General features: G+C 46.8%; 26 protein-coding genes. 25 read left to right on the plus strand and 1 reads right to left on the minus strand.

Annotated elements, in window-relative coordinates; all coding sequences use genetic code 11:
• Positions 1-6 precede the first annotated feature (6 nt).
• The 17 genes from QNO02_RS10770 to QNO02_RS10850 all read left to right on the plus strand — a co-directional run bounded on the left by QNO02_RS10770 (position 7) and on the right by QNO02_RS10850 (position 17,403).
• Positions 7-996, plus strand: coding sequence for a beta-ketoacyl-ACP synthase III (locus tag QNO02_RS10770; RefSeq protein ID WP_091034990.1), 990 nt, complete (start codon positions 7-9; stop codon positions 994-996).
• Positions 997-1,021: 25 nt separating this feature from the next.
• Positions 1,022-1,963: an ACP S-malonyltransferase gene (fabD, locus tag QNO02_RS10775; RefSeq protein WP_289391986.1), complete on the plus strand. Its 942-nt coding sequence runs from the start codon at positions 1,022-1,024 to the stop codon at positions 1,961-1,963.
• 211 nt (positions 1,964-2,174) lie between these two features.
• Positions 2,175-2,924, plus strand: a complete 750-nt coding sequence (gene fabG / locus QNO02_RS10780) for a 3-oxoacyl-[acyl-carrier-protein] reductase (protein ID WP_289391987.1) — start codon at positions 2,175-2,177, stop codon at positions 2,922-2,924.
• 152 nt (positions 2,925-3,076) lie between these two features.
• Positions 3,077-3,310 carry an acyl carrier protein gene (gene acpP / locus QNO02_RS10785; RefSeq protein ID WP_024630176.1) on the plus strand — a complete coding sequence of 78 codons (234 nt, stop codon included), beginning with the start codon at positions 3,077-3,079 and terminating at the stop codon, positions 3,308-3,310.
• A gap of 177 nt (positions 3,311-3,487) precedes the next feature.
• Complete coding sequence (gene fabF, locus QNO02_RS10790) at positions 3,488-4,726, plus strand: beta-ketoacyl-ACP synthase II (protein ID WP_062833763.1); 1,239 nt, start codon at positions 3,488-3,490, stop codon at positions 4,724-4,726.
• A 13-nt stretch (positions 4,727-4,739) separates the two neighbouring features.
• Positions 4,740-5,444: a ribonuclease III gene (rnc, locus tag QNO02_RS10795; protein ID WP_091031948.1), complete on the plus strand. Its 705-nt coding sequence runs from the start codon at positions 4,740-4,742 to the stop codon at positions 5,442-5,444.
• A 295-nt stretch (positions 5,445-5,739) separates the two neighbouring features.
• Positions 5,740-9,309 (plus strand): chromosome segregation protein SMC, encoded by a 3,570-nt coding sequence (gene smc, locus QNO02_RS10800; RefSeq protein WP_289391988.1) that lies wholly within the window; start codon positions 5,740-5,742, stop codon positions 9,307-9,309.
• 108 nt (positions 9,310-9,417) lie between these two features.
• Positions 9,418-10,431 (plus strand): signal recognition particle-docking protein FtsY, encoded by a 1,014-nt coding sequence (gene ftsY / locus QNO02_RS10805; protein ID WP_091031943.1) that lies wholly within the window; start codon positions 9,418-9,420, stop codon positions 10,429-10,431.
• Positions 10,432-10,575: 144 nt separating this feature from the next.
• On the plus strand, positions 10,576-11,223 hold the full coding sequence (trhA, locus tag QNO02_RS10810; RefSeq protein ID WP_017689222.1) for a PAQR family membrane homeostasis protein TrhA: 648 nt from the start codon (positions 10,576-10,578) through the stop codon (positions 11,221-11,223).
• 261 nt (positions 11,224-11,484) lie between these two features.
• Positions 11,485-11,835, plus strand: a complete 351-nt coding sequence (gene ylxM / locus QNO02_RS10815) for a YlxM family DNA-binding protein (protein ID WP_017689221.1) — start codon at positions 11,485-11,487, stop codon at positions 11,833-11,835.
• A 63-nt stretch (positions 11,836-11,898) separates the two neighbouring features.
• The gene (gene ffh, locus QNO02_RS10820) at positions 11,899-13,275 is read left to right on the plus strand and encodes a signal recognition particle protein (RefSeq protein ID WP_062833767.1); all 1,377 of its coding nucleotides are present in this window, start codon (positions 11,899-11,901) and stop codon (positions 13,273-13,275) included.
• A 53-nt stretch (positions 13,276-13,328) separates the two neighbouring features.
• Positions 13,329-13,601, plus strand: coding sequence for a 30S ribosomal protein S16 (rpsP, locus tag QNO02_RS10825; RefSeq protein ID WP_017689219.1), 273 nt, complete (start codon positions 13,329-13,331; stop codon positions 13,599-13,601).
• Between the two features lie 23 nt (positions 13,602-13,624).
• Positions 13,625-13,855, plus strand: coding sequence for a KH domain-containing protein (locus tag QNO02_RS10830; RefSeq protein ID WP_024630185.1), 231 nt, complete (start codon positions 13,625-13,627; stop codon positions 13,853-13,855).
• Between the two features lie 300 nt (positions 13,856-14,155).
• Positions 14,156-14,668 (plus strand): ribosome maturation factor RimM, encoded by a 513-nt coding sequence (rimM, locus tag QNO02_RS10835; RefSeq protein ID WP_091031941.1) that lies wholly within the window; start codon positions 14,156-14,158, stop codon positions 14,666-14,668.
• A 1-nt stretch (position 14,669) separates the two neighbouring features.
• The gene (gene trmD / locus QNO02_RS10840) at positions 14,670-15,437 is read left to right on the plus strand and encodes a tRNA (guanosine(37)-N1)-methyltransferase TrmD (protein ID WP_289391992.1); all 768 of its coding nucleotides are present in this window, start codon (positions 14,670-14,672) and stop codon (positions 15,435-15,437) included.
• A gap of 187 nt (positions 15,438-15,624) precedes the next feature.
• Complete coding sequence (locus QNO02_RS10845) at positions 15,625-15,999, plus strand: VOC family protein (protein ID WP_289391993.1); 375 nt, start codon at positions 15,625-15,627, stop codon at positions 15,997-15,999.
• A 156-nt stretch (positions 16,000-16,155) separates the two neighbouring features.
• On the plus strand, positions 16,156-17,403 hold the full coding sequence (locus QNO02_RS10850; RefSeq protein ID WP_289392747.1) for a hypothetical protein: 1,248 nt from the start codon (positions 16,156-16,158) through the stop codon (positions 17,401-17,403).
• Positions 17,404-17,406: 3 nt separating this feature from the next.
• Here the strand turns inward: QNO02_RS10850 and QNO02_RS10855 are convergent, their stop codons facing one another.
• A complete protein-coding gene (locus QNO02_RS10855; protein WP_289391994.1) occupies positions 17,407-18,372 on the minus strand; it encodes a polysaccharide deacetylase family protein in 966 nt (321 codons plus the stop codon).
• A gap of 349 nt (positions 18,373-18,721) precedes the next feature.
• On the opposite strand from QNO02_RS10855, the gene rplS reads away from it, so the two are divergent.
• The 8 genes from rplS (at position 18,722) to QNO02_RS30280 (ending at position 25,375) form a co-directional block, all read left to right on the plus strand.
• Positions 18,722-19,063: a 50S ribosomal protein L19 gene (rplS, locus tag QNO02_RS10860; RefSeq protein ID WP_024630190.1), complete on the plus strand. Its 342-nt coding sequence runs from the start codon at positions 18,722-18,724 to the stop codon at positions 19,061-19,063.
• A gap of 357 nt (positions 19,064-19,420) precedes the next feature.
• Positions 19,421-20,041 carry a signal peptidase I gene (gene lepB / locus QNO02_RS10865; protein ID WP_017689211.1) on the plus strand — a complete coding sequence of 207 codons (621 nt, stop codon included), beginning with the start codon at positions 19,421-19,423 and terminating at the stop codon, positions 20,039-20,041.
• Between the two features lie 30 nt (positions 20,042-20,071).
• Positions 20,072-20,935 (plus strand): ribosome biogenesis GTPase YlqF, encoded by an 864-nt coding sequence (ylqF, locus tag QNO02_RS10870; RefSeq protein WP_062833774.1) that lies wholly within the window; start codon positions 20,072-20,074, stop codon positions 20,933-20,935.
• A 464-nt stretch (positions 20,936-21,399) separates the two neighbouring features.
• Complete coding sequence (rnhB, locus tag QNO02_RS10875; protein ID WP_289391997.1) at positions 21,400-22,101, plus strand: ribonuclease HII; 702 nt, start codon at positions 21,400-21,402, stop codon at positions 22,099-22,101.
• Positions 22,102-22,131: 30 nt separating this feature from the next.
• The gene (locus tag QNO02_RS10880) at positions 22,132-24,192 is read left to right on the plus strand and encodes a TP0910 N-terminal domain-containing protein (RefSeq protein ID WP_289391999.1); all 2,061 of its coding nucleotides are present in this window, start codon (positions 22,132-22,134) and stop codon (positions 24,190-24,192) included.
• On the plus strand, positions 24,189-24,500 hold the full coding sequence (locus QNO02_RS10885) for an EscU/YscU/HrcU family type III secretion system export apparatus switch protein (RefSeq protein WP_289392000.1): 312 nt from the start codon (positions 24,189-24,191) through the stop codon (positions 24,498-24,500). Before QNO02_RS10880 ends, QNO02_RS10885 begins: the two co-directional genes overlap by 4 nt.
• The gene (locus tag QNO02_RS10890) at positions 24,494-24,892 is read left to right on the plus strand and encodes a YraN family protein (RefSeq protein ID WP_289392001.1); all 399 of its coding nucleotides are present in this window, start codon (positions 24,494-24,496) and stop codon (positions 24,890-24,892) included. Before QNO02_RS10885 ends, QNO02_RS10890 begins: the two co-directional genes overlap by 7 nt.
• A 321-nt stretch (positions 24,893-25,213) precedes the next feature.
• Complete coding sequence (locus QNO02_RS30280) at positions 25,214-25,375, plus strand: paeninodin family lasso peptide (protein WP_139331839.1); 162 nt, start codon at positions 25,214-25,216, stop codon at positions 25,373-25,375.
• Positions 25,376-25,430 lie beyond the last annotated feature (55 nt).

A 25,430-nucleotide genomic window follows, 5' to 3' on the forward strand; every position in this document is an offset into this window, starting at 1 on the left:
GACGATATGAATAATTTGCGCCCAGTAGGGGTTATTGGTACAGGGAAATATGTGCCTGAGAAAATTTTGACAAATAGCGATCTGGAGAAAATGGTCGATACCAATGACGAGTGGATCGTCAGTCGTACTGGAATTAAAGAGCGTCACATCGCTGCACCCGATCAGGCAACTTCTGATCTGGCATATGAAGCGGCTATTAAAGCCCTTGAATCTGCAGGCATGACAGGCAGTGATCTTGATCTGATTATTGTTGCAACCATTACTCCGGATTCTTCGTTCCCATCGACAGCCTGCATCTTGCAGGACAAATTGGGTGCAAAAGGTGCCGCGGCATTTGATCTGTCGGCTGCTTGTTCCGGATTTGTATACGGTTTGGCAAGTGCTACGAGCTTCATCCAAAGCGGTATGTACAACAATGCACTTGTTATTGGTGCGGACTGTTTGTCTCGTATTACGGATTATACAGACCGCAACACATGTGTCCTCTTTGGTGATGGAGCAGGTGCAGTAGTTGTTGGTGAAGTTCCGGAAGGTCGCGGATTCAAAGCATTCGATCTCGGCGCCGAAGGTGCTGGCGGTAGTCTTCTTCAGATGGAAGGCGGCGGTTCCCGTCTGCCTGCTTCCGCAGAGACCGTTGAAAATAAAAAACATTACATCTACATGAACGGTCGTGAAGTGTTCAAGTTTGCGGTACGTGTCATGGGGACGGCTACCATTGAGGTATTACGCAAGGCTGGTATGGAGCGTACGGATGTGGATCTGTTTGTTCCTCACCAAGCGAATATTCGGATTATCCAATCTGCGATGCAACGACTTGAACTTCCTGAAGAAAAGGTTGTAGTCAACGTGGATAAGTATGCAAATACATCTGCTGCTTCCATTCCGCTTGCTTTGGTAGAAGCAGCAGAGGAAGGTCGCATGAAAGCCGGAGATACCGTCCTGATGGTTGGATTCGGTGGCGGTTTGACATGGGGAGCATCGGTACTCGTTTGGTAAAATAGACATCTGGGAGATGAATGAGATGGGTAAAATAGCATTTGTATTTCCCGGACAGGGATCACAGGCTGTAGGCATGGCCAAGGACGCGTATGAGTCCGTGCCTGCGGCAACCGAGATTTTTCGCACAGCAGATGAAACATTGGGTTTCTCGCTGAGCAACCTTGTATTTGAAGGACCGGAGACCGAGTTGAAACAGACATCAAATACACAACCGGCTCTGTTGACAGCAAGTATTGCCTTGCTTGAAGCTTTCAAAGAAAAAGGAATTCAGCCTGATTATACGGCTGGACACAGTCTGGGAGAATACAGTGCACTGGTGGCAGCGGGCGTTCTATCGTTTGCTGACGCAGTGAGCACTGTGCGGGCACGTGGTCAGTATATGGAACAGGCAGTACCGGGTGGACAAGGAGCGATGGCTGCTGTGTTGGGTGCGGATCGGGAAGCGCTGGGGGTGCTTTGCCGTGACGTATCTGAAAGTGGTCATGCGGTTGAACTTGCCAACATTAATTGTCCGGGACAAATCGTCATTTCTGGTGTGAAGGAAGGCGTAGCTGCTGTCGCAGAACGAGTGAAAGAAGCGGGTGGTAAACGCGCTATTACACTTGAAGTAAGCGGTCCGTTCCACTCTTCATTGATGAAAGGTGCAGCTGAGAAGCTGGCAGAGAAACTGAAAACCGTCACGTTCTCACCGGCAGCGGTCCCTGTAGTCGCTAATGTGACTGCAAGACCTGCAGAAGATGGACAGGTTCAGGATTTGTTGACAGCTCAGGTCTATTCTCCTGTATTATGGGAAGACAGTGTGACATGGCTTATTGAGCAAGGCGTGGATACGTTCATCGAGATTGGATCTGGCAGTGTATTGACCGGTTTGATTAAAAAAACAGATAAAACCGTAAAACTGTACAATGTGAACAGTCTTGAAACGCTCGAAGCAACGGCAAGTGAATTAGAAGGAATTATATGAGTTAAACTAAACTTTTTACACGAGAACGGAGAGGACAGAAAAAACCTGAAGAAGCGGAGTGTTCGCCTTTATCACCGGATTTTCCCTTTAGAAAAGGGAATCAAAAAAATCTGGGGATAACAGCGATCGGAAGGTTATTCTGTCATCGGAGTGGCAAGTGTAAACATTCTTTGGTTGAACTGATATAGATTTGGGGAAAGGAGGAATGATTATGTCTAAACCATTAGAAGGTAAAAATGCACTCGTTACCGGGGCATCCCGGGGCATTGGGCGCAGTATTGCACTGGCACTTGCAGAAGCTGGAGCGAACGTAGCCGTGAATTATGCGGGTAGCCAAGCGGCAGCTGAGGAAGTGGCGGAAGCGATTCGTGCCAAAGGAGTCAAGGCGATTACACTTCAAGCCAATGTTGGCCTGATGGATGAAGCTGAACAAATGGTCAAAGCTACACTCGAAGCATGGGGAAACGTTGATATTCTGGTGAACAATGCTGGCATTACCCGTGATAATCTGATCATGCGTATGAAAGAGGAAGAATTCGATCAGGTTATTGAAACCAATCTCAAAGGTGTGTTTAACTGCCTTAAGGCGGTTACACGTCCAATGATGAAACAACGGTCGGGAAGAATTATCAATATCTCCTCGGTTGTAGGTGTGCTTGGTAATGCTGGACAAGCGAACTATGTTGCTGCCAAAGCAGGAGTCATTGGCCTGACAAAGGCATCTGCTCGTGAACTGGCTTCTCGTGGAATCACAGTTAACTGTGTTGCACCAGGTTTCATTGAGACAGATATGACAAAAGAGTTGTCCCAGGAGCTGGTGGGCGGTATGCTAAGTGGTATTCCGTTGTCTCGTTTGGGTCAGCCGGATGAAATCGCCGGTGTAGTCACTTTCCTGGCTTCACAGGCTTCATCTTATATGACAGGGCAGACGCTGCATGTTGATGGTGGCATGTACATGTAATTCTTCCCAGACTTGAACAATAGTCGGGGAACAGGCGCTGGACGATCCGAAATGCCGGAAAAAGGCCGGGTTCCCCGGCCGGGAGCCGCATATGTCTTCTATGGCATTTTGCCTGCGATTCTCGTATAATACCAAAGAAGGAGGTGAACCGGATGTCCGATGTATTGGAGCGTGTAAAACGCATCGTCGTCGACCGCTTGGGCGCAGACGAAGCTGAAGTTACACTTGAAGCATCTTTCAAAGAAGATTTGGGTGCTGATTCTTTGGATGTAGTGGAATTGGTCATGGAATTGGAAGATGAATTTGATTTGGAAATCTCTGATGAAGATGCAGAAAAAATCACGACCGTAGGTGAAGTTGTAAACTACATACAATCTCATACCTAAAGTCATTTTTAGTCCCGCACATGTTTTCGAACAGGCGGGACTTCTCATCATTCATTGGTTTTTCTCATTCCGCAAGCAGCTCTACTCAAACAGGCCTATCTTGGTTGAATAGATGTCTGTTTGCGGATATTCCCACAAAATACTTGCGTAATGCAGTCGATATAGAGGTGACTCGGTTTGAAACAAAGAGTAGTAATTACCGGAATGGGCGTAATGACATCGCTCGGAAAAGATTTGGAAACGTTCTGGGGCAGTTTAATGGCAGGAAAGTCCGGAATTTCTCAGATTGAGGCGTTTGATGTTAGTGAATACACGACACAGATTGCAGCCGAGATCAAGGATTTCAACCCGGAAGAATATATGGATCGCAAGGATGCTCGCAAAATGGACCGTTTTGTACAGTTCGCTGTGGCAGCCGGCTTCAAAGCCGTTGAAGACAGTGGTCTGAAAATTAACGAGAATATTGATGCAGAGCGTTTCGGTGTATCCATCGGATCAGGTATTGGTGGATTGGGTACGTGGGAGGACCAACATAATGCATTGTTGCAAAAAGGTCCAAAACGGGTAAGCCCATTCTTTATTCCCATGATGATCTCCAACATGGCTTCAGGCCAAATGTCTATTTCCCTTGGTGCCAAAGGTCCTAACATTAACGTTGTTACCGCTTGTGCAACAGGTACACACTCCATCGGAGATTCCTTTAAGCTGATTGCCAATGGTGATGCAGATGCCATGATCTGTGGTGGTGCGGAAGCAACAATCAGACCAACGGGTCTTGCAGGGTTCTGTGCGATGCGCGCAATGTCTACACGTAATGATGATCCTGCGAAGTCAAGCCGTCCTTTTGATACAGAACGTGATGGTTTTGTTATGGGCGAAGGCGCTGGTGTTCTGATTCTGGAATCCCTGGAGCATGCTCAAAAACGTGGTGCACGCATTTATGGTGAAGTGATCGGTTACGGTCTGACAGGTGATGCACATCACATGACAGAACCAGATCCGGACGGAGCAGCACGTTGCATGAAGATGGCACTTCGTAATGCGGGTATTGAGCCTGAAGAAGTGGACTACATTAATGCACACGGAACTTCGACGCCTGTAGGAGACAGATCCGAAACGCTTGCGATCAAAAAGGCGTTTGGTGATCATGCGTACAAGCTCGCCGTGAGTTCCACTAAATCCATGACGGGCCACATGCTTGGCGCTGCTGGTGGTGTAGAAGCGGTCATCTGCGGATTGTCCCTGACACATCAGACACTGGCTCCAACGATTAACCTGGAAAATCAGGACCCGGAATGTGATCTGGATTATGTACCAAATGTTCCACGTCAAACCAAAGTTAATATTGCCATGTCCAATTCATTTGGATTCGGCGGTCACAATGCCACCATTATTCTCAAAAAATTTGAAGCATAAGGGGCTAGTTCGTTTGAGTGAAGATCTGAAGCAGTTACAACATAAACTTCAAATCAAATTTGACAACAGGCAGCTTTTAAAACAAGCGTTTACCCATGCTTCTTATGTAAACGAACACCGGTTCAGTCAGCATCAGGACAACGAGCGCCTGGAGTTTCTGGGCGATGCGGTGCTGGAACTGACTGTATCGGAGTACTTGTATCATTTGTATCCTAACCGTCCGGAAGGTGAATTAACTAAGCTGCGGGCATCCATTGTCTGTGAGCCTTCCCTCGTCAAATTTGCTGAAGCGTTGGGTTTTGGGCAGTATGTACTTCTTGGTAAAGGTGAGGAACTAACTGGAGGACGGACACGGCCGGCTCTGCTGGCGGATGTGTTTGAATCTTTCATTGGTGCATTGTATCTGGATCAGGGGCTTGCGCCTGTCCGGGCATTTCTTGATCAGCATGTCTTCCCATTAATCGTATTGGGCAGCAAGCTGCAAATGAGTGATTACAAAACGGAACTGCAGGAACTTACTCAGCATCACAATATGGGAGCTTTGGAATACCGTATCGTTGAGGAACGGGGACCTGCCCATGAACGTGAGTTTGTCTCGGAGGTCCATATGGGTCAAGAAAGGCTTGGCAGAGGTACAGGACGTTCCAAAAAGGAAGCGGAACAACAGGCTGCATCTGCAGCACTTGATCGACTCAAGCTTCCGGAAGCCGGAGCTTAACCGATAGCGCATAGACAAACGAAGAGCAAAGAGCAGCCCGCGGGTCCGCCCCGGCGGAAGTAATCGGCCGGACTGCTTTTTGCTCTTTTTTTTGTAAAGAGGTTCAGGAGAAGGTTGCCTGATCGTTAACTAATTAAGTTGAACCTTAATGTACACAAAACGAAGAGTGCAGAACCAATCGCGATCTGAGGATGGTATTGCAATTGGAGTGATCATGTGTAATGCAATGGTTCAAATTATTTAGGCGCTTGAATGCAATACTTGAAATTTGCAAGAGGAGGTGACGAGAAACCCTATGTTTTTAAAACGGATCGAATTGGGTGGATTCAAGTCATTCGCCGACAAAACGGAGATGGAGTTCGTTCGTGGCATTACGGCTGTTGTAGGTCCGAACGGAAGTGGCAAGAGTAATATATCGGACGGAATTCGCTGGGTTCTGGGGGAACAAAGTGCCAAGTCGCTGCGTGGTGGCAAGATGGAAGATATCATCTTTGCAGGCAGTGACGCACGGAAAGCCGTTAATTTCGGTGAGGTGTCGCTAACACTTGATAACGAGGATCATGCACTTGCATTGGATTTCGGTGAGGTGACGGTGACTCGTCGTGTACATCGCAGCGGAGATAGTGAATATTTTATTAACAAGCAATCTTGTCGTTTGAAGGATATCACGGAGTTGTTTATGGATACCGGCATTGGTAAGGAAGCCTACTCGATTATTGGACAGGGGCGAATCGAAGAGATTCTGAGTACCCGTTCAGAAGATCGCAGAGGCATCTTTGAAGAAGCTTCAGGTATCGTTAAATATAAATCCCGCAAGCGGGATGCGACGCGCAAACTGGATGAGACAGAGCAGAATTTGCTGCGTATTCATGATCTGGTGACTGAACTGGAAGATCAGATTGGACCGCTAAAGGAACAATCAGAGAAAGCGATCCACTATAAGGAACTTCGTTCTCAGCTTAAATCGCAGGAAATTTCCATGTATGTGTACCAGATCGAACAGATTCATGCATCCTGGAGTAAGGCCAATGAGCGACTACAATCCCTGAAGCAGGAAGAGGTTGGACTCGCAGCGATTGTCTCTACCCATGATGCCAAGCTTGAAAATGATCGGAATGCGCTGCGTATCCTGGAAACAGAGACAGAGCAACTGCAAGCCGCTTTATTGCAATTCAGTGAAGCGACAGAGAAAAGTGAAGGGCTTGGAGAATTGCTCAAGGAGCGTTCCCACCATCTGCAAACAAATCAGGAGCAGCTCAAAGTAACACTTGCTGCGAGTGAAGAGAGACATCGCGAACGGGAAACCGAGCTGCTTGCACTGCGTGAGAAGTTTGGCAAACTTGAGCATGAACTGAATGATGTGAGAAATCAGTTGTCCCAGGAAGAAGCCAAACTCATCGGTGTTACAGGTGGCATTAGTCAGCAGCAAGAGGAAAGCCTCAAAGGCAACTTGCTGGAACTGATGAATCAGATGGCTCAGACACGAAATGAAATTCGTTATGTGGATCAGCAGAAAGAAACGCTGGAGCGCAGAATGAATCGCGCCGCTGAGGAATCAGGCAAATGGGAAGAGCAGAAAGAGACACTGGAAAGTCGCAAAGCGGACATTGAGAAAAAAGTTGTTCGCTTGGGCAAAGAAATCAGTGATCTACGTGGTGGTTACATTACGGAAAGTGAACGACTCCAGTCGCTGCAGAAGCTGCTCGAAGAAAGTCGGGGTACGGTCCGTAAATGGGAACAGAAGCGTGAAGCTCAGGTCTCCCGCCGCGATACGATGAAAGAGATGCAGGATGATTTTGACGGATTCATGCTGGGTGTCAAGGAAGTCCTCAAGGCTTCGCGTAAAGGCACACTTAACGGTGTTCATGGAGCTGTGGCTGAACTCGTCAAAGTTCCCGAGAAGATCGAACTTGCCGTAGAGACAGCAATGGGAGCATCCTTGCAACATGTGGTCATGGAAAATGAATCAGTTTCCAGACAGGCAATCGCTTTCCTGAAGCAACGCCAGTTGGGGCGTGCAACGTTCCTGCCTCTGGATGTCATTCGTCCTCGTGCCATTGGAGCGGCTGAACGTTCCATGATCGAAGGTATGGAGGGTTTTGTGGGGATCGGTGCTGATCTCGTACAATTCGAATCCAAGTATGCTTCGATCATTGGCAGTCTGTTAGGTAATGTTATTATTGCTGAAACGCTGGAGGTCGCCAATAAAATTGCGGCTCGCTGCCAGTATCGTTTCCGGGTCGTGACGCTTGAAGGTGACGTGGTCAATGCGGGTGGTTCCATGACGGGTGGTAGCCAGCACAAGAAAAATGTGAGTCTGCTCAGCCGGAAACGGCAGCTGGACCAGCTCGACCAGGATATTTTGGATACCGAAAATCAGATCGTGAAACTGCATCGCAGTGTGGATGATGTAAAAGTTCAACTGGAGCAGTGTCAGGACAAACTGGATGAACTTCGTCAGTCCGGTGACGATACCCGAAATGCAGAACAGCAGGCTTCGATGGAAATGAAGCAGGTAGAGCATGAGCTTCGCCACGTGCTTGAACAGGTGGCCGTTGCCGGGCAGGAGAAGAGCGGGTTTACCGAAGAGATCAAAGAGCTGGATACGGCTCGCATCGTTGCTGTGAAGAAGCTGGAGCAGCTTGAAGAGGAAGAAAAAGCGACTCATCGTGCCATTCATGCAGCTGAGTTTGCTCGGAAAGCCAATGAATCCGCGAAGGAAGAATTGCAGAGCCAACTCACCGAACTGAAAGTACGCGAAGGCAAGCTCGATCAGGAGCGATTCTCCAATGGGGAACAATTGCGGCGTCTGGAGCGGGAAGTAGAGTCGCTGGTCAAAGATCTGCGTCAGAATCGCACGTTGCTAGCTTCGATGGAAGCAGATCTCAAGAAAACACAAACCGAGAGTGTTAAACAGATTGAAGATCTGAACCAGTACAAGCTGAAAAAAGCGGAAGCTTCCCAGGAGCTGGACTTCAAACGTGCTGCCCGAAGTGAGTTGTCGAAAAAGCTTGAGCTTGCCGAGAGCGAAACGAAGGAACAGCGTACGCAGTTAAAAGCAGTGGAAGAGCAGATGCGACAAACAGAAATTTCCGTGAACCGGTTGGATGTTGAGCTGGAAAATATATTGCGAAAGCTGACGGATGAATACGAACTGGGTTATGAACTGGCCAAAGAGCGTTATCCTGTGCCGGAAGACGTGGAGCATACACAGGCAGAGGTACAGAAGCTGAAGCGCAGCATATCCTCCCTGGGTGATGTGAACCTGGGAGCGATTGAGGAGTTCCAGCGAGTCAATGAGCGATACGAGTTCCTGAGTGAACAGAAGAATGACCTGGTGGAAGCCAAAACAACGTTGTATCAGGTTATTCGGGAAATGGAAGACGAGATGGCGAAGCGGTTCAAGATCACGTTTGATGCCATCCGCCGTGAGTTCGGTACCGTGTTTACCAAGCTGTTTGGCGGGGGACGTGCTGACCTTGTTCTGATGGACCCGGAGCGTTTGCTTGAAACGGGAATAGATATTGTGGCTCAGCCACCAGGCAAGAAACTGCAAAACCTGCAACTGTTATCCGGTGGGGAGCGGGCTTTGACGGCGATGGCTTTGTTATTTGCTATTCTGCATGTCAAACCTGTACCATTCTGCGTGCTGGATGAAGTAGAGGCAGCGCTGGACGAAGCTAACGTGGTACGTTTTGCCCAGTACTTGCGTGAATTCTCTGAACAGACACAGTTCATCGTTGTTACCCATCGTAAAGGTACGATGGAAGAGGCTGATGTGCTGTACGGTGTTACGATGGAAGAGGGCGGAGTATCCAAGCTTGTTTCGGTTAAACTGGAAGATGAGGAAGCAGTAATTGCCTGATCTGATCCAAACCTGCGAGATAAATGAACTCATTGTAATTATTGAAAATCATTCAGATTGAGCATTTTTGCAAAAGCGCTTAGATTATGTACACGATGGAGGGGCTTTATGAGTTTTTTTAAAAAGCTGAGAGACAGCATTGCAAGCAAAACGGAGTCGGTCACCAAACAGTTCAAGGATGGATTGGAAAAGACACGTAAAGGGTTAGTGGAAAAAGTGTCGGATCTCGTTATCCGCCGCAAAAAAATCGATGAAGAGTTCTATGAAGAACTGGAAGAGATTTTGATCGGAGCAGACGTTGGCGTGAATACAGTCATGAATCTGATCGAAGACCTGCGCGTTGAGGTGAAAAAACGCAAAATCGAGGACGCGGCTGAGCTGCAGCCTGTACTGTCTGAGAAACTGACGGATCTTCTTCGCGGTGAACAGAATAATGAATTGAAAATGAATCCGGATGGCATTACCGTTATTTTGTTCGTTGGTGTTAACGGTGTTGGTAAAACAACAACGATTGGCAAGCTGGCACATCGATTTAAACAGCAAGGTAAAAAAGTCATCATGGCAGCTGGAGATACGTTCCGTGCCGGAGCCATTGAACAACTGGAAGTATGGGGACAACGTGCCGGCGTCGATGTGATCAAACAGCAATCTGGTTCTGATCCAGCAGCGGTTATGTATGATGCGGTGCAGGCAGCGAAACAACGGGGTGCGGATGTTCTCCTCTGTGATACAGCAGGTCGTCTGCAAAACAAATCGAACCTGATGGACGAGCTTAACAAGATCTATCGTGTCATTCAGCGTGAAATTCCGGATGCTCCGCATGAAGTACTGATGGTACTGGATGCAACAACAGGTCAAAATGCCTTAAATCAGGCTAAACTTTTCGGTGAGAAAAGCGGTGTAACTGGCCTCGTACTGACGAAACTGGATGGAACAGCCAAAGGGGGGATCGTTGTTGCGATCCGTCAGGAGCTGGACTTGCCTGTGAAGCTCGTAGGACTGGGTGAGAAGATTGATGATCTGCAGCCGTTTGATTCTGAGCAATTTGTGCATGCTTTGTTCGCCGGATTGATCCAGGAACAGCCAGCGGAAAGTGCTGAAGAAGAGGAAGCTAATTCCTAGAATCATTAATAATAGCATGAATTAATAATGTTAACCGTATTGCCAGTGATATACGTGATAAGTGTCACGTGTAATGTCACTGGCAATACGTGTATAATGGGAATAAAGAAGGCAATGTTAAAGGGTTAGAAAGGACGGTTGAAAATGGCCAATACGTATACCTATTCTCGCCGTGAAGAAGTCGCCAATGCGGTGACACATGGAATCGGCGCTGCACTCAGTGTAGCTGCACTGGTGATATTGATTGTATTTTCAAGTATGAAAGGCACGGCTTGGCATGTGGTCAGTTTCACGATCTACGGGATCACCATGCTGCTGCTCTATACAAGCTCTACACTCGTTCATGCATGGAAAGATGGAAAAGTGAAAGATTTATTTGAGATTTTCGACCATTCTTCCATTTATTTGTTTATTGCGGGATCGTACACTCCGCTTTTATTTATTGCTGTTCGCGGTACACTTGGATGGACTCTGTTCGGTATAATCTGGGGTATCGCATTATTCGGCGTGATCTTTAAGGCGTTTTTTACGAAAAAGTTTCTATTCATGTCCACGATTTTCTATATTGCGATGGGCTGGCTCATCGTTATTGCCTGGCAACCTCTTATGGCTGCCATTCCTACAGGCGGCATTGTGCTGCTGGTTGCTGGAGGCTTGATGTATACACTGGGTACGCTCTTTTATGTATGGCGTGGATTTCCGTACCACCATGCGATTTGGCATCTCTTTGTGTTAGCAGGCAGTATTCTTCATTTCTTTATGGTACTGCTGTATCTGACACCACTTCGCTAGAACACCATAAACGGATGCATCTCCACGGACTGAGACGCATTCGTTTTTTCTTCTACATAGAGGTGGATCGCAGAGATACAGACAGGATTTGCTTGTAGCGAAAAGGGTATAAACCACCCGTTAAACATCGAAATAACATATCATCAGAGCTGTTTTTATTGTGACAAGTATTTTTGCTTGACAACCTGATTTGTTTTAGGTATTATTAGGAACGTTGCAAGAGTGTAAAGTGTTTTTCCTTGACGAAGGGAGTGCCCCGATGTGAGTCAAGAAAATCGGCTTGAGAAGACAAACCGAATTAACTTGCTGTTTGCTTTTTATGAATTGTTACTTACCGAGAAACAGCAGACTTTTCTAAAGTATTACTTTCATGACGATTTCTCACTTGGTGAAATTGCAGCCGAGTTTGAGATCAGCCGCCAGGCGGTATACGAGCATATCAAGCGTGCCGAACAAGTGCTGGAAAATTACGAAAGCAAGCTGGGCTTGCTGGAAAAGCATGAACGGCGTAATCGCAATCTTGAAGATTTGCAAAATGCATTGGAACGCGCAGGCGTCTCCATTGATAACAACAAACAAATACACGATATCGTTGCTCAGCTTAGCGAATGAAATATTGGCTGAGCGGAACGTATCGGTCTTGAAAACAGTATTAAAGCTTAAGGAGGTGGGATCATGGCATTTGAAGGATTAACGACCCGATTACAGAATGTGTTCAGCAAGCTGCGCGGCAAAGGCAAGGTGTCTGATGAAGATGTTGCCGAGGCTATGCGCGAGGTACGTCTGGCATTGCTCGAAGCGGATGTAAACTTCAAAGTGGTCAAGGAATTCATCGCCAAGGTGAAAGAGAAGGCTGTTGGCAAAGAAGTGATGGAGAGCTTCACGCCAGGAATGGTCATCATCGACATCGTTAACAAGGAACTGACGGATTTGATGGGTGGAAGCCAAGCAAAACTGGCTAAAGCGAACAAACCGCCTACGGTGCTGATGATGGTTGGTTTGCAGGGTGCTGGTAAAACAACCACATCGGGTAAACTGGCTAAAATGCTGCAAAAGCAAAATAGCAGACCATTGCTTGTTGCAGGAGATATTTATCGTCCGGCAGCGATCAAACAGTTGCAAGTACTTGGCGAGCAGATCAAAGCGCCGGTATTCACACTGGGGGATCAGACAAGCCCTGTTGAGATCGCACGTCAAGGTCTTCAACATGCCAAAGATAACGGTAATGACTATGTTATTATCGATACAGCTGGACGTCTGCATGTTGATGAAGAACTGATGGAAGAACTTCGCCAGATTCACAGCGTAGTGAATCCGGATGAAGTACTGCTTGTCGTAGACAGTATGACAGGTCAAGATGCGGTTAACGTAGCAGAACACTTTAATCAGCAGCTTAATCTGACCGGGGTTGTCCTGACGAAGCTGGATGGAGATACTCGTGGTGGTGCTGCGCTTTCTGTCAAAGCAGTTACGGGTTGTCCAATCAAGTTTGCTTCCCTTGGAGAGAAACTTGACGCTTTGGAGCCGTTCCACCCGGAACGTATGGCTTCACGGATCCTCGGTATGGGTGATATGTTATCTCTGATTGAGAAAGCACAATTAAACATTGATACCGATAAAGCCAAGGAAATGGAACGGAAGATGCGTAATGCAGAATTCACGTTTGAAGATTTCCTGGAGCAGATGGATCAAGTGAAAAAGCTGGGACCAATCGACCAGATCATGGATATGATTCCAGGCATGGGCAAGATGAAACAAGCCAAGGATCTGAAGGTTGATGATAAACAGATGGGCCGGATCGAAGCGATCGTTTACTCAATGACGACCGAAGAGAAACGCAACCCGGACATGATCAACCATAGCCGCCGGAAGCGTATTGCTACCGGAAGCGGAACATCTCTGGCTGAAGTAAATCGTCTGATCAAACAATTTGATGAGATGCGCCGCATGATGAAACAGTTCTCGGATATGATGGGACCTAAAGGCGGCAAAAATAAAGCGATGAAGCAGCTTAAAGGTATGGGTAAAGGAATGAAGTTTCCTTTCCGTTGATTTAAGCGAAGCTGGATCATATACAGATTTCATTGAAGGAGGTGAATTTTCAAATGGCAGTTCGTATTCGTCTGAAACGTATGGGTGCTCACAAAGCTCCTTTCTACCGCGTAGTGGTATCGGATTCCCGTTCCCCACGTGACGGTCGTTTTATCGAGGAGATCGGTTACTACAACCCGGTTGAACAACCGGCTGTTGTTAAGATCGATGAAGATAAAGCATTGGCATGGCTTCAAAACGGTGCACAAGCATCTGACACTGTCCGCAACTTGCTTAGCAAAGCGGGCGTGATGAAGAAGTTCCACGAGTCTAAATTATCTAAATAAAGTGCTGATTCGGAGGGTCATCTATGGAAGAATTAGTAAGCATAATTGCTAAGGCTTTAGTCGATCATCCGGAAGATGTGGCGGTTCGGACGGTTGAGAAAGACCGGCTTGTCGTTTATGAGTTAACCGTTCATCCTGACGATGTCGGGAAGGTGATTGGTAAACAGGGACGAATCGCGAAGTCACTTCGTACGGTCGTCACATCAGCAGCAGTTAAGATGGATAAACGGGTTACCGTTGATATCATATCTTAAAGATATACGAAAGGGGGTTAGGATGCATGTCCTAGCCCCTTTTCGTGCATGCTGAACTTAATAAGTTGGATTAGATATTGAATTAAAATATTTTTGGGTATGAGTGACTTCGGAGCAGTGCAGGGGACGGGATCGATTCTGGAGAAGCGTTAGCGTTCGCCTTTATCACCTCATTTTCACCTTTTAAAGTAAGTTCAAAAAATGAGGGGTAACAGCGATCGAAAGAATGAACCGTCGCCGGAACGACCGTACGAGAGTCGAAGTAGCTGTTTAGTTTGATTTAATTTCGTAGGAGGAAATATGGCAGAGTTTATGAATGTAGGTAAAATCGTTAATACGCATGGAATTCGCGGTGAGGTGAGAATCATGCCTTTAACTGATTTCCCGGAAGTGCGTTTTGCGAAAAATGCAGAGTTGTTTTTCTTTACGCCAGATAATCATCCAGTCATGGTTAACGTGGAATCTTCACGTTTGCATAAAAATATGTATATTCTTCGTCTGAAAGAGTACGGCAACATTAATGAAGTAGAAAAGTTTAAAGGCGGCATGGCCAAAGTGTTAAAAGAGAACCTGGCTGAGCTGGACGAAGGTGAATACTACTTCCATCAAATCGTTGGGTGTTCGGTCATCACCGAAGAGGGTGAAACGCTCGGAACGATCTCTGAAATACTGACTCCTGGTGCCAATGATGTATGGGTTGTCAAAACGCCAGCTGGTAAAGAAGTGCTGATTCCCGTTATTGATGATGTAGTACTTGATGTGGACATCGAACAGAAGCAAGTGAAGATTCACCTGATGGAAGGGCTGCTGTAACATGAAAGTGGATGTATTAACGCTATTCCCGGAGATGTTTGACGGTGTGTTCGGAGCAAGCATTTTGGGCAAAGCTCAAACGAAGGGGCTCGTATCCCTTGGTGCAACCAACTTCCGAAATTATGCGACCAATAAACATAATACAGTAGATGATGCCCCTTACGGCGGAGGTGGGGGCATGGTGCTGAAACCGGATCCAATCTTTGCTGCTGTAGAAGATGTTCTGGAGCAACGCGGAGAAGCCTCGGCAACGATGAAAGCTCCACGTATCATTCTAATGTGTCCGCAAGGTGAGACGTTTACACAGAAAAAAGCAGAAGAACTTGTGCAGGAAGATCATCTGATTTTTATATGTGGACATTATGAAGGTTACGATGAGCGTATTCGCGAATTTCTCGTGACGGATGAACTATCCATTGGTGATTACGTACTCACGGGTGGGGAGTTGCCTGCTATGGTTGCCATTGATAGTATCGTACGTCTTATCCCTGGTGTGCTTGGCAATGAGACAAGTGCCGTAACGGATTCATTCAGTACTGGACTCCTCGAATATCCACACTACACACGTCCACCCGAGTTTAGGGGCATGAAAGTACCGGATATGTTGTTGTCGGGACATCATCTGAACATTGAGGCATGGCGCAGAGAACAGTCGTTGCTTCGTACGCTGGAGCGCAGACCGGAGATGTTGGAAACGGCCGATTTGACGGATAAAGAGCGAGTTTGGCTGAAAAAGATGCGCTCAAACCGTGAAAATAGCACAGAGTAAGTATTTGTTTCGTATAAACACGTAAATATTATTTTCCAGAGTTCGAAAGGGCCAACCTTGATACTAAAGGTTGGCTTTTTTTGTGTACATTGAAAAGAGAACTGGATTTTCATTAGTCTATTCTATAAAATACAAGTATAATTAATGGAACTAAGTTTCATTAAGTGAAACGAAAGGCGGTGTGAGAATGACTTACAATATTATTGGTCTTGATCATATTCAGCTCGCAGCACCAGAAGGTTGTGAAGCGGAGGCGCGTCATTTTTTCAATAACGTGTTAGGCTGGACTGAGATTCCCAAACCTGAAATTCTGAGAAAACGGGGTGGTGTATGGTTCGAGTGTGGCAGACACCAAGTGCATATTGGGGTACAAAAAGATTTTATTCCCGCTACAAAAGCTCATCCGGCATTTCATGTACAACATTTGGATCAGTTACGTGATCATCTCATTCATAACCAAATTCATATTGTCGATGACGAAGCAAGAGCAGATGAAGGTGTGCGACGATTCTATATAAATGATCCTTTTGGCAATCGTCTTGAGTTTTTAGAGTGGGTTTAAATCATTCCTTTAAATTGGTTATTGTTGACCGAGGTACTTTTTTGCAGCTTTGAACATTTTTGCATGAGCACATAATAGGGTTGTAAAAATCAGGGGTTTTCTTTATGTTGAACTCAGCTGTAATGGAATGTTAATGATACGCTGAGGAGGAAGATGATGAGCAATCAGCCTTATGAAATCGCTAGAGTAGATATTAGCGAAGGCGGAGAACGCTGCAAAATGCTTTTGGGAGATCTTAATGGGGATGGCAGACTTGAAATGTTGCTGGTACAGGCAGATGGGGGTATAGACGATCGGTATGTCCCGCATCAGGTATGTTGTTTGACTGCGTTTGATCTGGAAGGAACATTACTATGGCAGGTCGGAACTCCTGATCCTGATGCAGGTGGTCCGGGTTCAGACTATCCCGCTCAGATCGCAGATTGGGATGGAGATGGAAATAATGAAGTATTGTGTGTCATGGACAAACAATTTCTCGTGTTGGATGGCCGGACCGGAGAGATCAAAGAAACACGTGATCTGCCAGGTGATGAAGCACATGACTGCATTATTCTCGCCAACCTGACTGGCAACCAGCAGAAAATGGACATTATACTGAAAGACCGCTATAAGACGTTATGGGCACTTGACCATGATTTTAATTTGTTGTGGAAGCATGAGGGAAACCCAGGACATTTTCCATGGGTATATGATATCGATGGAGATGGGAAAGATGAAGTGATGGCGGGGTATGACATGCTGGATCATGATGGGACGTTATTATGGTCTTGTCATAATCTCGAGGATCATGCTGACTGTATATGGTTTGGAGACGTTGACGGTGATGGGGAAGTTGAGGTTGTTATCGGTGGCAGTGTGACGGTCATGATGGACCGCTACGGTAATGAGAAGTGGCGTTATGAAGATTCGATTGAATCACAACATATTGCACTGGGCCATTTTTGTTCTGGAATGAAAGGTTTACAGATTGCAGGTCTGGACCGGATTGTCCGAGGGGATGAGAGTGGTAAGGATGGAATGTTCATGCTCGATAGTACAGGGCAAGAAATTTGGAAAGAAAATCGCACGACTCGTGGCTGGTTAACCATTATAGAGCCTGTATGTAACTGGGATGAGGGTGGACTCGATTATATTTTGGCGTATCGCCGAGGTGGAGATGTATTGCCTTCTTTGGTAGATGGAGACATGAAAACGGTTACTGAATTCCCGAAAGAGGGATATGCGGCGCATGCAGACCTGGTTCAGACGGGGAAAGAACAGATCATCATCTATGACGCAGAGGAAGCAGTGATTTATTCCAGCTCTCCGATGACATTATCACTTACCGATGCAAAAAGAGCCAAGCCACAGCCCAAAAGGCTGTATAGCTCGACTCTGTATCCGGGCGGTGAAGTTAAAGTGTAGATTTTACTGGTCATTCTCCGATGCAAATGATTCGTTCTGCGGACTGGATTCGGGTTGAAGCAAGGTCGCCAAATCAGTACCTGTGGTGACCGTCAAGCGAGGCAGCTTCATGGGATGATCTCCTGGATGCACAAATCCAGACTTTACGGTAAAGGCCATGCGATATCCATGTTGTTGTAACTTGTAGATCATCTGTGTACTGGTATAACCAAAAGGATATGCCAGATAAGATGTGTCTATTCCGGTTTGCTTCATACGCTGGATATCATCATCCAGAAGACTGGTGTCCAGACCGACAGGCACACTGTTACCACAGCGCATAAATCCCTTGTGATGCAGGTTATAGGTATGGCTGTTGAATTCAAATACGTCAGTTGCCGCCTGCATCTCTGGCTTGGAGATGAAACTGTTAATCGCGGGCTCAAATTCCGAAGGTTGCTCCTGAATTTTACTGCCTATGACAAACAGCGAGGCATGAAAATTATATTGCTGAAGCACAGGGTAAGCTAATGTATAATTGTTCTGGTATCCGTCATCAAAGGTAATTACAATGGACTTCTGTGGTAAGGATAACTTTCCATTAACATATTGTTCAAGCTGATCCAGTGTAATTGTTCGGTAGCCTTCATCATGCAGGTATCTCATATTTTGCTCAAAATCCTCCAGATTAATGATGGATTTATTATCTGTCTCATGATTATTCAATTTGGGCTCTATGTAATGATACATCAGCACAGGAACTTCTGTAGCAGTACCTTGTTCAATCTTGAAGTTAGAACGATCCAGCGCAGATTGGTTAGAGAAGTCAGTGTGTGACAGCTCGAATGCTTTGCGTTTGACTATGTCCCAGGATGTGCAGGCTTTGTGTGACAGTGCATTCGTTGGATGAGTTACGGCATATGCATACAGTGTAATGGAGCATATGAGCATGGCGAGTAAGGCAAGTGTGATCTTTTTCCAATATTTCATGAGTCTTGGGGTTCTCCTTTTAAAGTGGTCATTAAGTTATATCATAGACGATATTTCTACACGGGAAGTTACAGTATTTTTTCCTGTATCAGCTTGACTTGCAGATGAGAGCGTTGATTCACAGTCCATATGAGAGAATGTATTTTAGAATGAAGTCAACATGTGATGGATGAGTTTCAGAGCAGCTGATTGAACAATAGGCATTTGTTTAATTTCTCTTGTGTTTTGATATGCTGCGTGATACAATAAGTCTGTTATGTGGAATACGGCGGTCCTCTATGGATAATGAAGGAGACAAGGTGATCTCTGGAAGAAGTATGAACGCCTGTACGGAAGGAGGGAGTCATAGATGAATATCGTTCAAGCGATTACACAAGAACAACTTCGTAAGGATATTCCGAGTTTTCGTCCTGGTGACACTTTGAAAGTGCACGTTAAGGTAATCGAGGGAACTCGTGAGCGTATCCAATTGTTCGAAGGTGTTGTGATTAAACGCCGTGGTGGTGGAATCAGTGAGACTTTTACAGTTCGTAAAATTTCTTACGGTGTAGGTGTGGAAAGAGCTTTCCCGCTTCATTCCCCAAAAATCGATAGAATCGAAGTGGCTCGCCGTGGTAAAGTGCGTCGTGCGAAGCTTTATTATCTTCGTGAACTACGCGGTAAAGCAGCGAGAATTAAAGAAATTCGTTAATATAACGGATACCGGGAAGGGCTTGGAGACAAGCCCTTTTCGTTTTTGTCCGGGAAAAGTTGAACCGGAGGTACACTTCCGAGTAAAATGGTATGGCAACACATGCGGGGAATAGTCCGGGAGGCTTGTAAAATCAGTTATTGAAGTGCGTGTTCAAAAGACCGGTTTTAGTACCGACTTTTTGAACAACCTCTTGAAGGCATTTGAATTGTGGATTAAATGTACTGTAATGCTTGGTGTAAGATTACATAACTGATGTGAATGTTCTGTATCCATCCATGGAGTTATTGGAACGATACAGAATGCTGGATGTGTGTACTGCTATAAACATGTACTGTGAAGAGAGGAAGATCTTGAATGGAACAAGAAGTTCAACATGACCGGGGCAATCCTGCCGAAGAGAAAAACAGTCGATCCAAAAAAGCCAAAAATGAAATTGTTGAATGGCTTAAAGCCATTGTTATCGCATTAGTTCTCGTCATTCTGATTCGGTGGTTGCTCTTCAAACCGTTTGTTGTGGACGGTCCGTCCATGCAGCCGAACTTTGAAACGGGTGAACGTGTGATCGTCAACGAGATCTTATATGATATCAGAGAACCGAAGCGTGGTGAAGTTATCGTCTTCCACGTACCATCCGAAGGTCGAGATTTCATTAAACGTGTTATTGCTGTAGAAGGTGATACAGTTGAGGTTCAGGACGATACCGTGATGGTTAACGGTAAAAAGGTTGATGAAACGTATATTCAAGGAGCCATTGATGCAGCTGAAGCAAATGGTGGAACCTATAACGTGAAGGATTTCCCGAATGAGCAGTTCCCTGATGGCAAAGTGCCGGCAGGTCATGTGTTTGTCATGGGAGACAACCGTCCAAATAGTACAGACAGCCGTATGATCGGTTATGTTTCGTTAAAAGATATTATTGGTCGTGCAGATGTGATTTTCTGGCCGATCGGTGAGATTAAGTGGATCAACCACTGAAATTGAAGTAAATAATGAGGTGAAGACAAGGTGACGATACAATGGTTTCCAGGTCATATGACTCGAGCCAGACGCCAGATTCAGGATAAGTTAAAGCTCATCGACGTGGTCATCGAACTATTGGATGCCCGTCTGCCTGTCTCCAGCCGTAATCCGATGATTGACGAAATATTGCTGGATAAACCCCGGATGATTTTGTTGAACAAATCGGATTTGGCAGATGCCAAAGTGACGCAAGAATGGATTGAATATTTCAAAAAAGAAGGAATTACCGCTTTTCCTGTAGATGCTTCGACGGGAACCAATGTTAAAGATATTCCCGTGCAGGCCAAGCTTCTTCTTAAAGAAAAAATTGACCGTCAAATTGCTAAAGGGATTAATCCTCGTGCGGTTCGCGGGTTGATCGTAGGGATTCCCAATGTAGGTAAATCCACACTGATTAACCGACTGGCTGGACGGAGTATTGCGTTAACAGGAGATCGTCCTGGTGTGACGAAGGGGCAACAGTGGATCAAGGTAGGCAAAGAAATGGAGTTATTGGATACTCCGGGTATTCTGTGGCCTAAGTTCGAAGATCAAAATGTAGGTTATCGTCTTGCCGTAACAGGTGCAATCAAAGAGGAAATTCTGAATGCAGAGGATATTGCCTTTTTTGGAATCAGTTACCTGATGCGTTATTACTGGGACGCTTTGGAAGAGAGATACGGACTTCAGGAGTTCTCCAAGGATGCAGATGATTCAGACAGTGTTATTGCGATTATGGAACAAGTCGGCCGTGTCCGTGGATGTGTTGTAAGCGGTGGACGCATTGATCTGGAAAAGGCATCACGAGCATTTCTGCGTGAACTGCGCGCGGGTAAAATGGGACGTTTTTCTATGGAAGCTCCCTATTAAAAAAAATGGACTCAACACGATGAAGATTATTATCTTTATCTGTTCATTTCATATATACAAGTGCCGAAAGAAGCGGCCGTTACCGGATTACCCGGAGCGGTCGCTTTTTTGTGTATACAAACGCGGAAGTAGCGCTGGAACATATGTCGAAACGATAAAATGGAAGAGGATTGAAGAACAGTACGCTTTATGGAATTGGCTGGCCTATATATCAGGTGCGTCTAAATCGTGCTATGATGAATGGTGGTGCAATTTAGATTAGTCGAGGTCTGATATATTCAATTTAAACCATCAAATACCGATAAATGAAGACATCACTATCTTTATATTGTAAATCTCAAGGAAAAGTTTTGCTGAGAGTGACAGGTTGTACAGAACAAAAGACAGAGGATCTACGTCTATATTATAAAAAAGTTGTAAGTGATACGCATGCTGAAAAAGCGTGGGTAGAGGAGATGAGCGTTATGGTTGAAAATAATGAAGAGATCGGGTTGAATCTACTGGATACCCCGGTTGGACCAAAGAAGAAAAAAGAAGCCAGTGAACCTCGAGACCTGCTGATCTACGAGCGGGAGTATTGGGACAGTGGATTTGAACGTATTGCTGGTATTGATGAGGTAGGACGGGGATGCTTGTTTGGGGATGTTGTCGCAGCGGCGGTTATTTTACCGAAGGATCTCATTCTGGAAGGTGTGAATGACTCCAAGAAATTGACGGAGAAAAAACGTGATGCACTATATGACGTCATTATGGAAAAGGCGCTGGCGGTAGGTATCGGGTACGCGGATGCAGAGACGATTGATCGGCTTAATATCAAGCAGGCGGCGAGACTCGCGATGAAACGAGCTGTTGAAGCATTGGGAGAAACGCCTGATTATATGCTGGTGGATGCCGAGAAGGTGGATCTGAATGTACCTCAACTGTCCATTATTAAAGGTGACGCCAATAGTCAATCGATCGCAGCGGCATCGATTATTGCCAAGGTAACGCGAGATCGACTATGTAAGGAAGAATGGGATACGTTATATCCGGAATATGGTTTGTCGATACATAAAGGATATGCAACAAAAGTTCATCGGGAGCAAATTATGGCATTGGGGGCAACCCCGATGCATCGACGCAGTTTTCTGGGCAACCTGCTTGGAGAGCAGCAATCTTTGTTTTAACACAGGTTTGAAGGAAGGAGGGGGAGAGATTTGAATATCGGTTCCATGATAAAGGGGTTAATGGGAGATAGTAAGCCCGGCAATGCCAAACCGCTTGAATTAAAGGAAGGTCAGGTGGTTCGTGGCTCCGTCGTTAGTGTATCCGATGATGGAGGAGAAGCAGTTCTGCAGATTCAAGGTGTGCAGGTACGCGCCAAGTTGGAGACTCCACTCCGTCCGGGTGAGACCACGTTGCTTCAAGTGCAGCCTCCAGGTGAAAATGGCATAACGGTAATGAAACCTATGTCCGGAACACTTGCTGAGCTGCCACAAGCTTCGCTGAACAACCTGCTTAAAGATGTAGGACTGCCGGATACAAAAGGGAACCGGGAACTGTTACTTGCCATGCAGCGTAGCGGAGTGCCGCTAACGAAGGATAATGTGGCTATGGTCCAGAATATGATGACTGCCAAACCTGCACAGGTCCCTGTGGAAGAATGGGTGCAGGCGACAGGGATTGCTTTTCAGCGTGGCCTTCCGGTTACGGCGGAAACAGTAAAAGGATTACACCAGACGGTGTTTGGCCCCCCTTTGCATCAGTTGTTAAGCGGGTTGGCTGACCAGTTGGAAACGATGCTTACTCAAACAACAGGTAAACCGGTATTGCCTGGAGAACAATCTGCTACGTTGAAACCAGCAGTCTTGGCTGGTGCACCTGCTGTACCAAATGCATCACAGACGGAAGAAGGATTGGTTGCATCAGGTAATGGTCGTCAGGTGACTGTAACCGGAACACCTGCTTTGTCAACGCAACAAGGACAAGCGGCATTGGCAGGATCTATATCCATGACGGATGCCGGGGCAGAGGATGCAGGTACTGCGATGAAAGGAAACCAGCAGACCGTCGCAGGCGCAGGAAATGCTGAAGCTGGGGCCAAGGCAGTTGCCAGCAACGTTGAAACGGCTGGCAAAGGGGCTGCGGGTATTCCGTCTGGAACCGGAATACCTGGCGAGAGCCCGCGCGGGGCTGACGCGGGCCAAGCTGGGAGCCGCCCGGGTACACCAGGGGCGGCAGCTGAATCTGTGGCTGGCCGTGCAAGTGCAGGCCAGCCTGAAGCAGGCGCGGCCGTGCGAACTGACGGCCGCGCTGATACGCCTGCTGCTGCGGGGACTCCGTCCGCAGCAGGCCAGGCGGCGCCAGCAGCGCCTACGGCAGCGCAGCTGGCGCCCAAGCTGCTGGCGCTGCTGGACGCCCTGCGCAGCGCGTCCACTGCCGCACCGGCACAGCCTGGTGCGGCAGCACAGGCCGCCCCTGCATCGCAGGGCGGCCAGGCGGCTGCGGCTGCCGCAGGCGTGCCGCAGCCGTTGCCAGCCGGCGCTGATGCGCCGCCGGCTGGCGGTAGTGCCGCAGCAGCACCTGCGGGAGCTGCGGCAGTGCACGCGCCTGTCACCCACGAGGGGGACCCGTGGGTGGGGCGCGTGCTGAAGCTGCTCGGTGCGGAGCACGAGCAGCAGGCCGTTCACGGCGCGGCTGTGCAGCCGCGCGTGGGGGATGCGGCGAGTCCGGCAAATGCGGACACGCTGAAGGGCTTGCTGCTGCAGCTTGCCAGCAGCGAAGGTGCACCGGCGGCGCTTAAGGATGCCGCCGGACAAGCGGTGCAATATCTGACAGGTCAGCAGTTATTGCTGACGACAGATCGCAGTGCTACATTTGCACAGATGCACTGGTTTATTCCGATCACTGGACCGGACGGGGAAGAAACGGCGTCTGTTCAGATTCAATCACGTCGTGGACCTCGTGGAGAGCTGGATGCGTCCAACTGCCGTCTATGGTTTGATCTGGACATGAAAAGTCTTGGGCCAACTCTGGTAGATGTCCATGTGGTTAATAACATTGTCAGTCTGCGTGTATTAAATGATCGGGAAGGGATGGGGCCGCTTCTGGAGAGCGGACGAGAGGTAATCCATCAGGCATTGGACAAGTTGGGCTATCAACTGCTGACCTTCAAGGCGGAACCGTGGCCTGCGGGCCAGGAGCCGGGCGCGGAACGAAAAACGAGGGCCTCGGACTATAGTCCTGAACGATACAAAGGGGTGGACTTGAAGGTATGAAAGACGAGTCGTCACAACCGGACCTGCTCTCCAAAAAGGCGGTTGCCCTAAAATATGTTCCTGGAGAGAGCGAAGCGCCTGTTGTTGTAGCCAAGGGGCGCGGCAAAGTGGCAGAAGCCATTTTGGATAAAGCCAGAGAAAACGGTGTGGCTGTTCAGGAGGATGCAGCACTTGTGGAGGTGCTCTCCAAGTTGGATCTGGATGAACAGATTCCGGCAGAACTGTATCAATTGGTTGCAGAGGTTCTAACCTACGTCTACCGTGCAGATCGACTGGCTTCAGGACGTGAGGAAGACGAGTCATGGTAGAACATAGATCAGGCAAGGAGCCGGGACTGAAGCTTACACGACAGCAGAAGGGTCGATTAGGTGAAGAGGCTGCCTGTCAATGGTTGCGAGAGAACGATTATCGGATCATTAGACAGAACTGGCGTTGCCGTAGCGGTGAGATTGACATCATTGCTTCCTACGAGGGCCTGATTGTCTTTGTAGAAGTAAGGAGCAGAAGTGGAGCCACTCAGTACGGTACACCTCAGGAATCGGTGGATATGCGTAAAATGCAGCAGGTGCGCTCAACCGCATCCGTGTATTTGCAAATGAAGGGAGAGACGGAACTTCAGATCCGTTTTGATGTAATTGCCGTAATGCTTGATCAAGCAGGAGAGACTGTCTCTGTGAATCATATTGTTAATGCTTTTTAAGAATTACACTAAAAAGTTATTGCTGTATTTATTGATACTAAATGTATCTTTTTAATGTGGGTTGGTCAGTTATTTCGAAGTACAAGTTTAATTATGTCTTATCTTTTCATTTGTTTTTGTTTTGAAATTAGTTAATATAATAAAGTCGTAGTTCCTCTTCATACAGGAGCTGCGGCTTTTTTTGTTTTAACTATGAAGTCACCAAACAGAGGATAGAGCATTGATAATAAAATCAGTGTATTTCATAAATTTATAGATACAAAATGTATCATTTGTAATAAACTAAGAAAGTTGAAATTTAAAGAGAGGTTGGTGGGATGTATGAAAGAGCTTCAGAATACTTCGAACAACACAGTAAAACAAGTATGGGAGTGCCCTCGGATGGAAGTGCTGGATATCAGCGAGACCATGAACGGTGGACAGGGGATTTGGCAATATGTTTGGGACGGAGAATTCTGGAAGCTTGAACTTATGGTCAGTTAATTTAAGAGGTTAAAGAGGAATGTTTGATCAATAAAATAAATGGTGAGGTGTAGTG

This window comes from Paenibacillus sp. PK1-4R, assembly GCF_030369595.1.
GTDB lineage: Bacteria > Bacillota > Bacilli > Paenibacillales > Paenibacillaceae > Paenibacillus.

Coding starts and splice junctions, on each gene's coding strand:
- QNO02_RS10855 (WP_289391994.1), bottom strand. CDS start 18,372: ATGAAATATTGGAAAAAGATCACACTTGCCTTACTCGCCATGCTCATA.
- fabD (WP_289391986.1), top strand. CDS start 1,022: ATGGGTAAAATAGCATTTGTATTTCCCGGACAGGGATCACAGGCTGTA.
- rnhB (WP_289391997.1), top strand. CDS start 21,400: ATGGTTGAAAATAATGAAGAGATCGGGTTGAATCTACTGGATACCCCG.
- QNO02_RS10885 (WP_289392000.1), top strand. CDS start 24,189: ATGAAAGACGAGTCGTCACAACCGGACCTGCTCTCCAAAAAGGCGGTT.
- rimM (WP_091031941.1), top strand. CDS start 14,156: ATGGCAGAGTTTATGAATGTAGGTAAAATCGTTAATACGCATGGAATT.
- lepB (WP_017689211.1), top strand. CDS start 19,421: ATGGAACAAGAAGTTCAACATGACCGGGGCAATCCTGCCGAAGAGAAA.
- smc (WP_289391988.1), top strand. CDS start 5,740: ATGTTTTTAAAACGGATCGAATTGGGTGGATTCAAGTCATTCGCCGAC.
- QNO02_RS10890 (WP_289392001.1), top strand. CDS start 24,494: ATGGTAGAACATAGATCAGGCAAGGAGCCGGGACTGAAGCTTACACGA.
- rpsP (WP_017689219.1), top strand. CDS start 13,329: ATGGCAGTTCGTATTCGTCTGAAACGTATGGGTGCTCACAAAGCTCCT.
- QNO02_RS10845 (WP_289391993.1), top strand. CDS start 15,625: ATGACTTACAATATTATTGGTCTTGATCATATTCAGCTCGCAGCACCA.
- ftsY (WP_091031943.1), top strand. CDS start 9,418: ATGAGTTTTTTTAAAAAGCTGAGAGACAGCATTGCAAGCAAAACGGAG.
- trmD (WP_289391992.1), top strand. CDS start 14,670: ATGAAAGTGGATGTATTAACGCTATTCCCGGAGATGTTTGACGGTGTG.
- ffh (WP_062833767.1), top strand. CDS start 11,899: ATGGCATTTGAAGGATTAACGACCCGATTACAGAATGTGTTCAGCAAG.
- QNO02_RS10770 (WP_091034990.1), top strand. CDS start 7: ATGAATAATTTGCGCCCAGTAGGGGTTATTGGTACAGGGAAATATGTG.
- trhA (WP_017689222.1), top strand. CDS start 10,576: ATGGCCAATACGTATACCTATTCTCGCCGTGAAGAAGTCGCCAATGCG.
- QNO02_RS30280 (WP_139331839.1), top strand. CDS start 25,214: ATGAAAGAGCTTCAGAATACTTCGAACAACACAGTAAAACAAGTATGG.
- QNO02_RS10850 (WP_289392747.1), top strand. CDS start 16,156: ATGAGCAATCAGCCTTATGAAATCGCTAGAGTAGATATTAGCGAAGGC.
- QNO02_RS10830 (WP_024630185.1), top strand. CDS start 13,625: ATGGAAGAATTAGTAAGCATAATTGCTAAGGCTTTAGTCGATCATCCG.
- fabG (WP_289391987.1), top strand. CDS start 2,175: ATGTCTAAACCATTAGAAGGTAAAAATGCACTCGTTACCGGGGCATCC.
- rplS (WP_024630190.1), top strand. CDS start 18,722: ATGAATATCGTTCAAGCGATTACACAAGAACAACTTCGTAAGGATATT.
- acpP (WP_024630176.1), top strand. CDS start 3,077: ATGTCCGATGTATTGGAGCGTGTAAAACGCATCGTCGTCGACCGCTTG.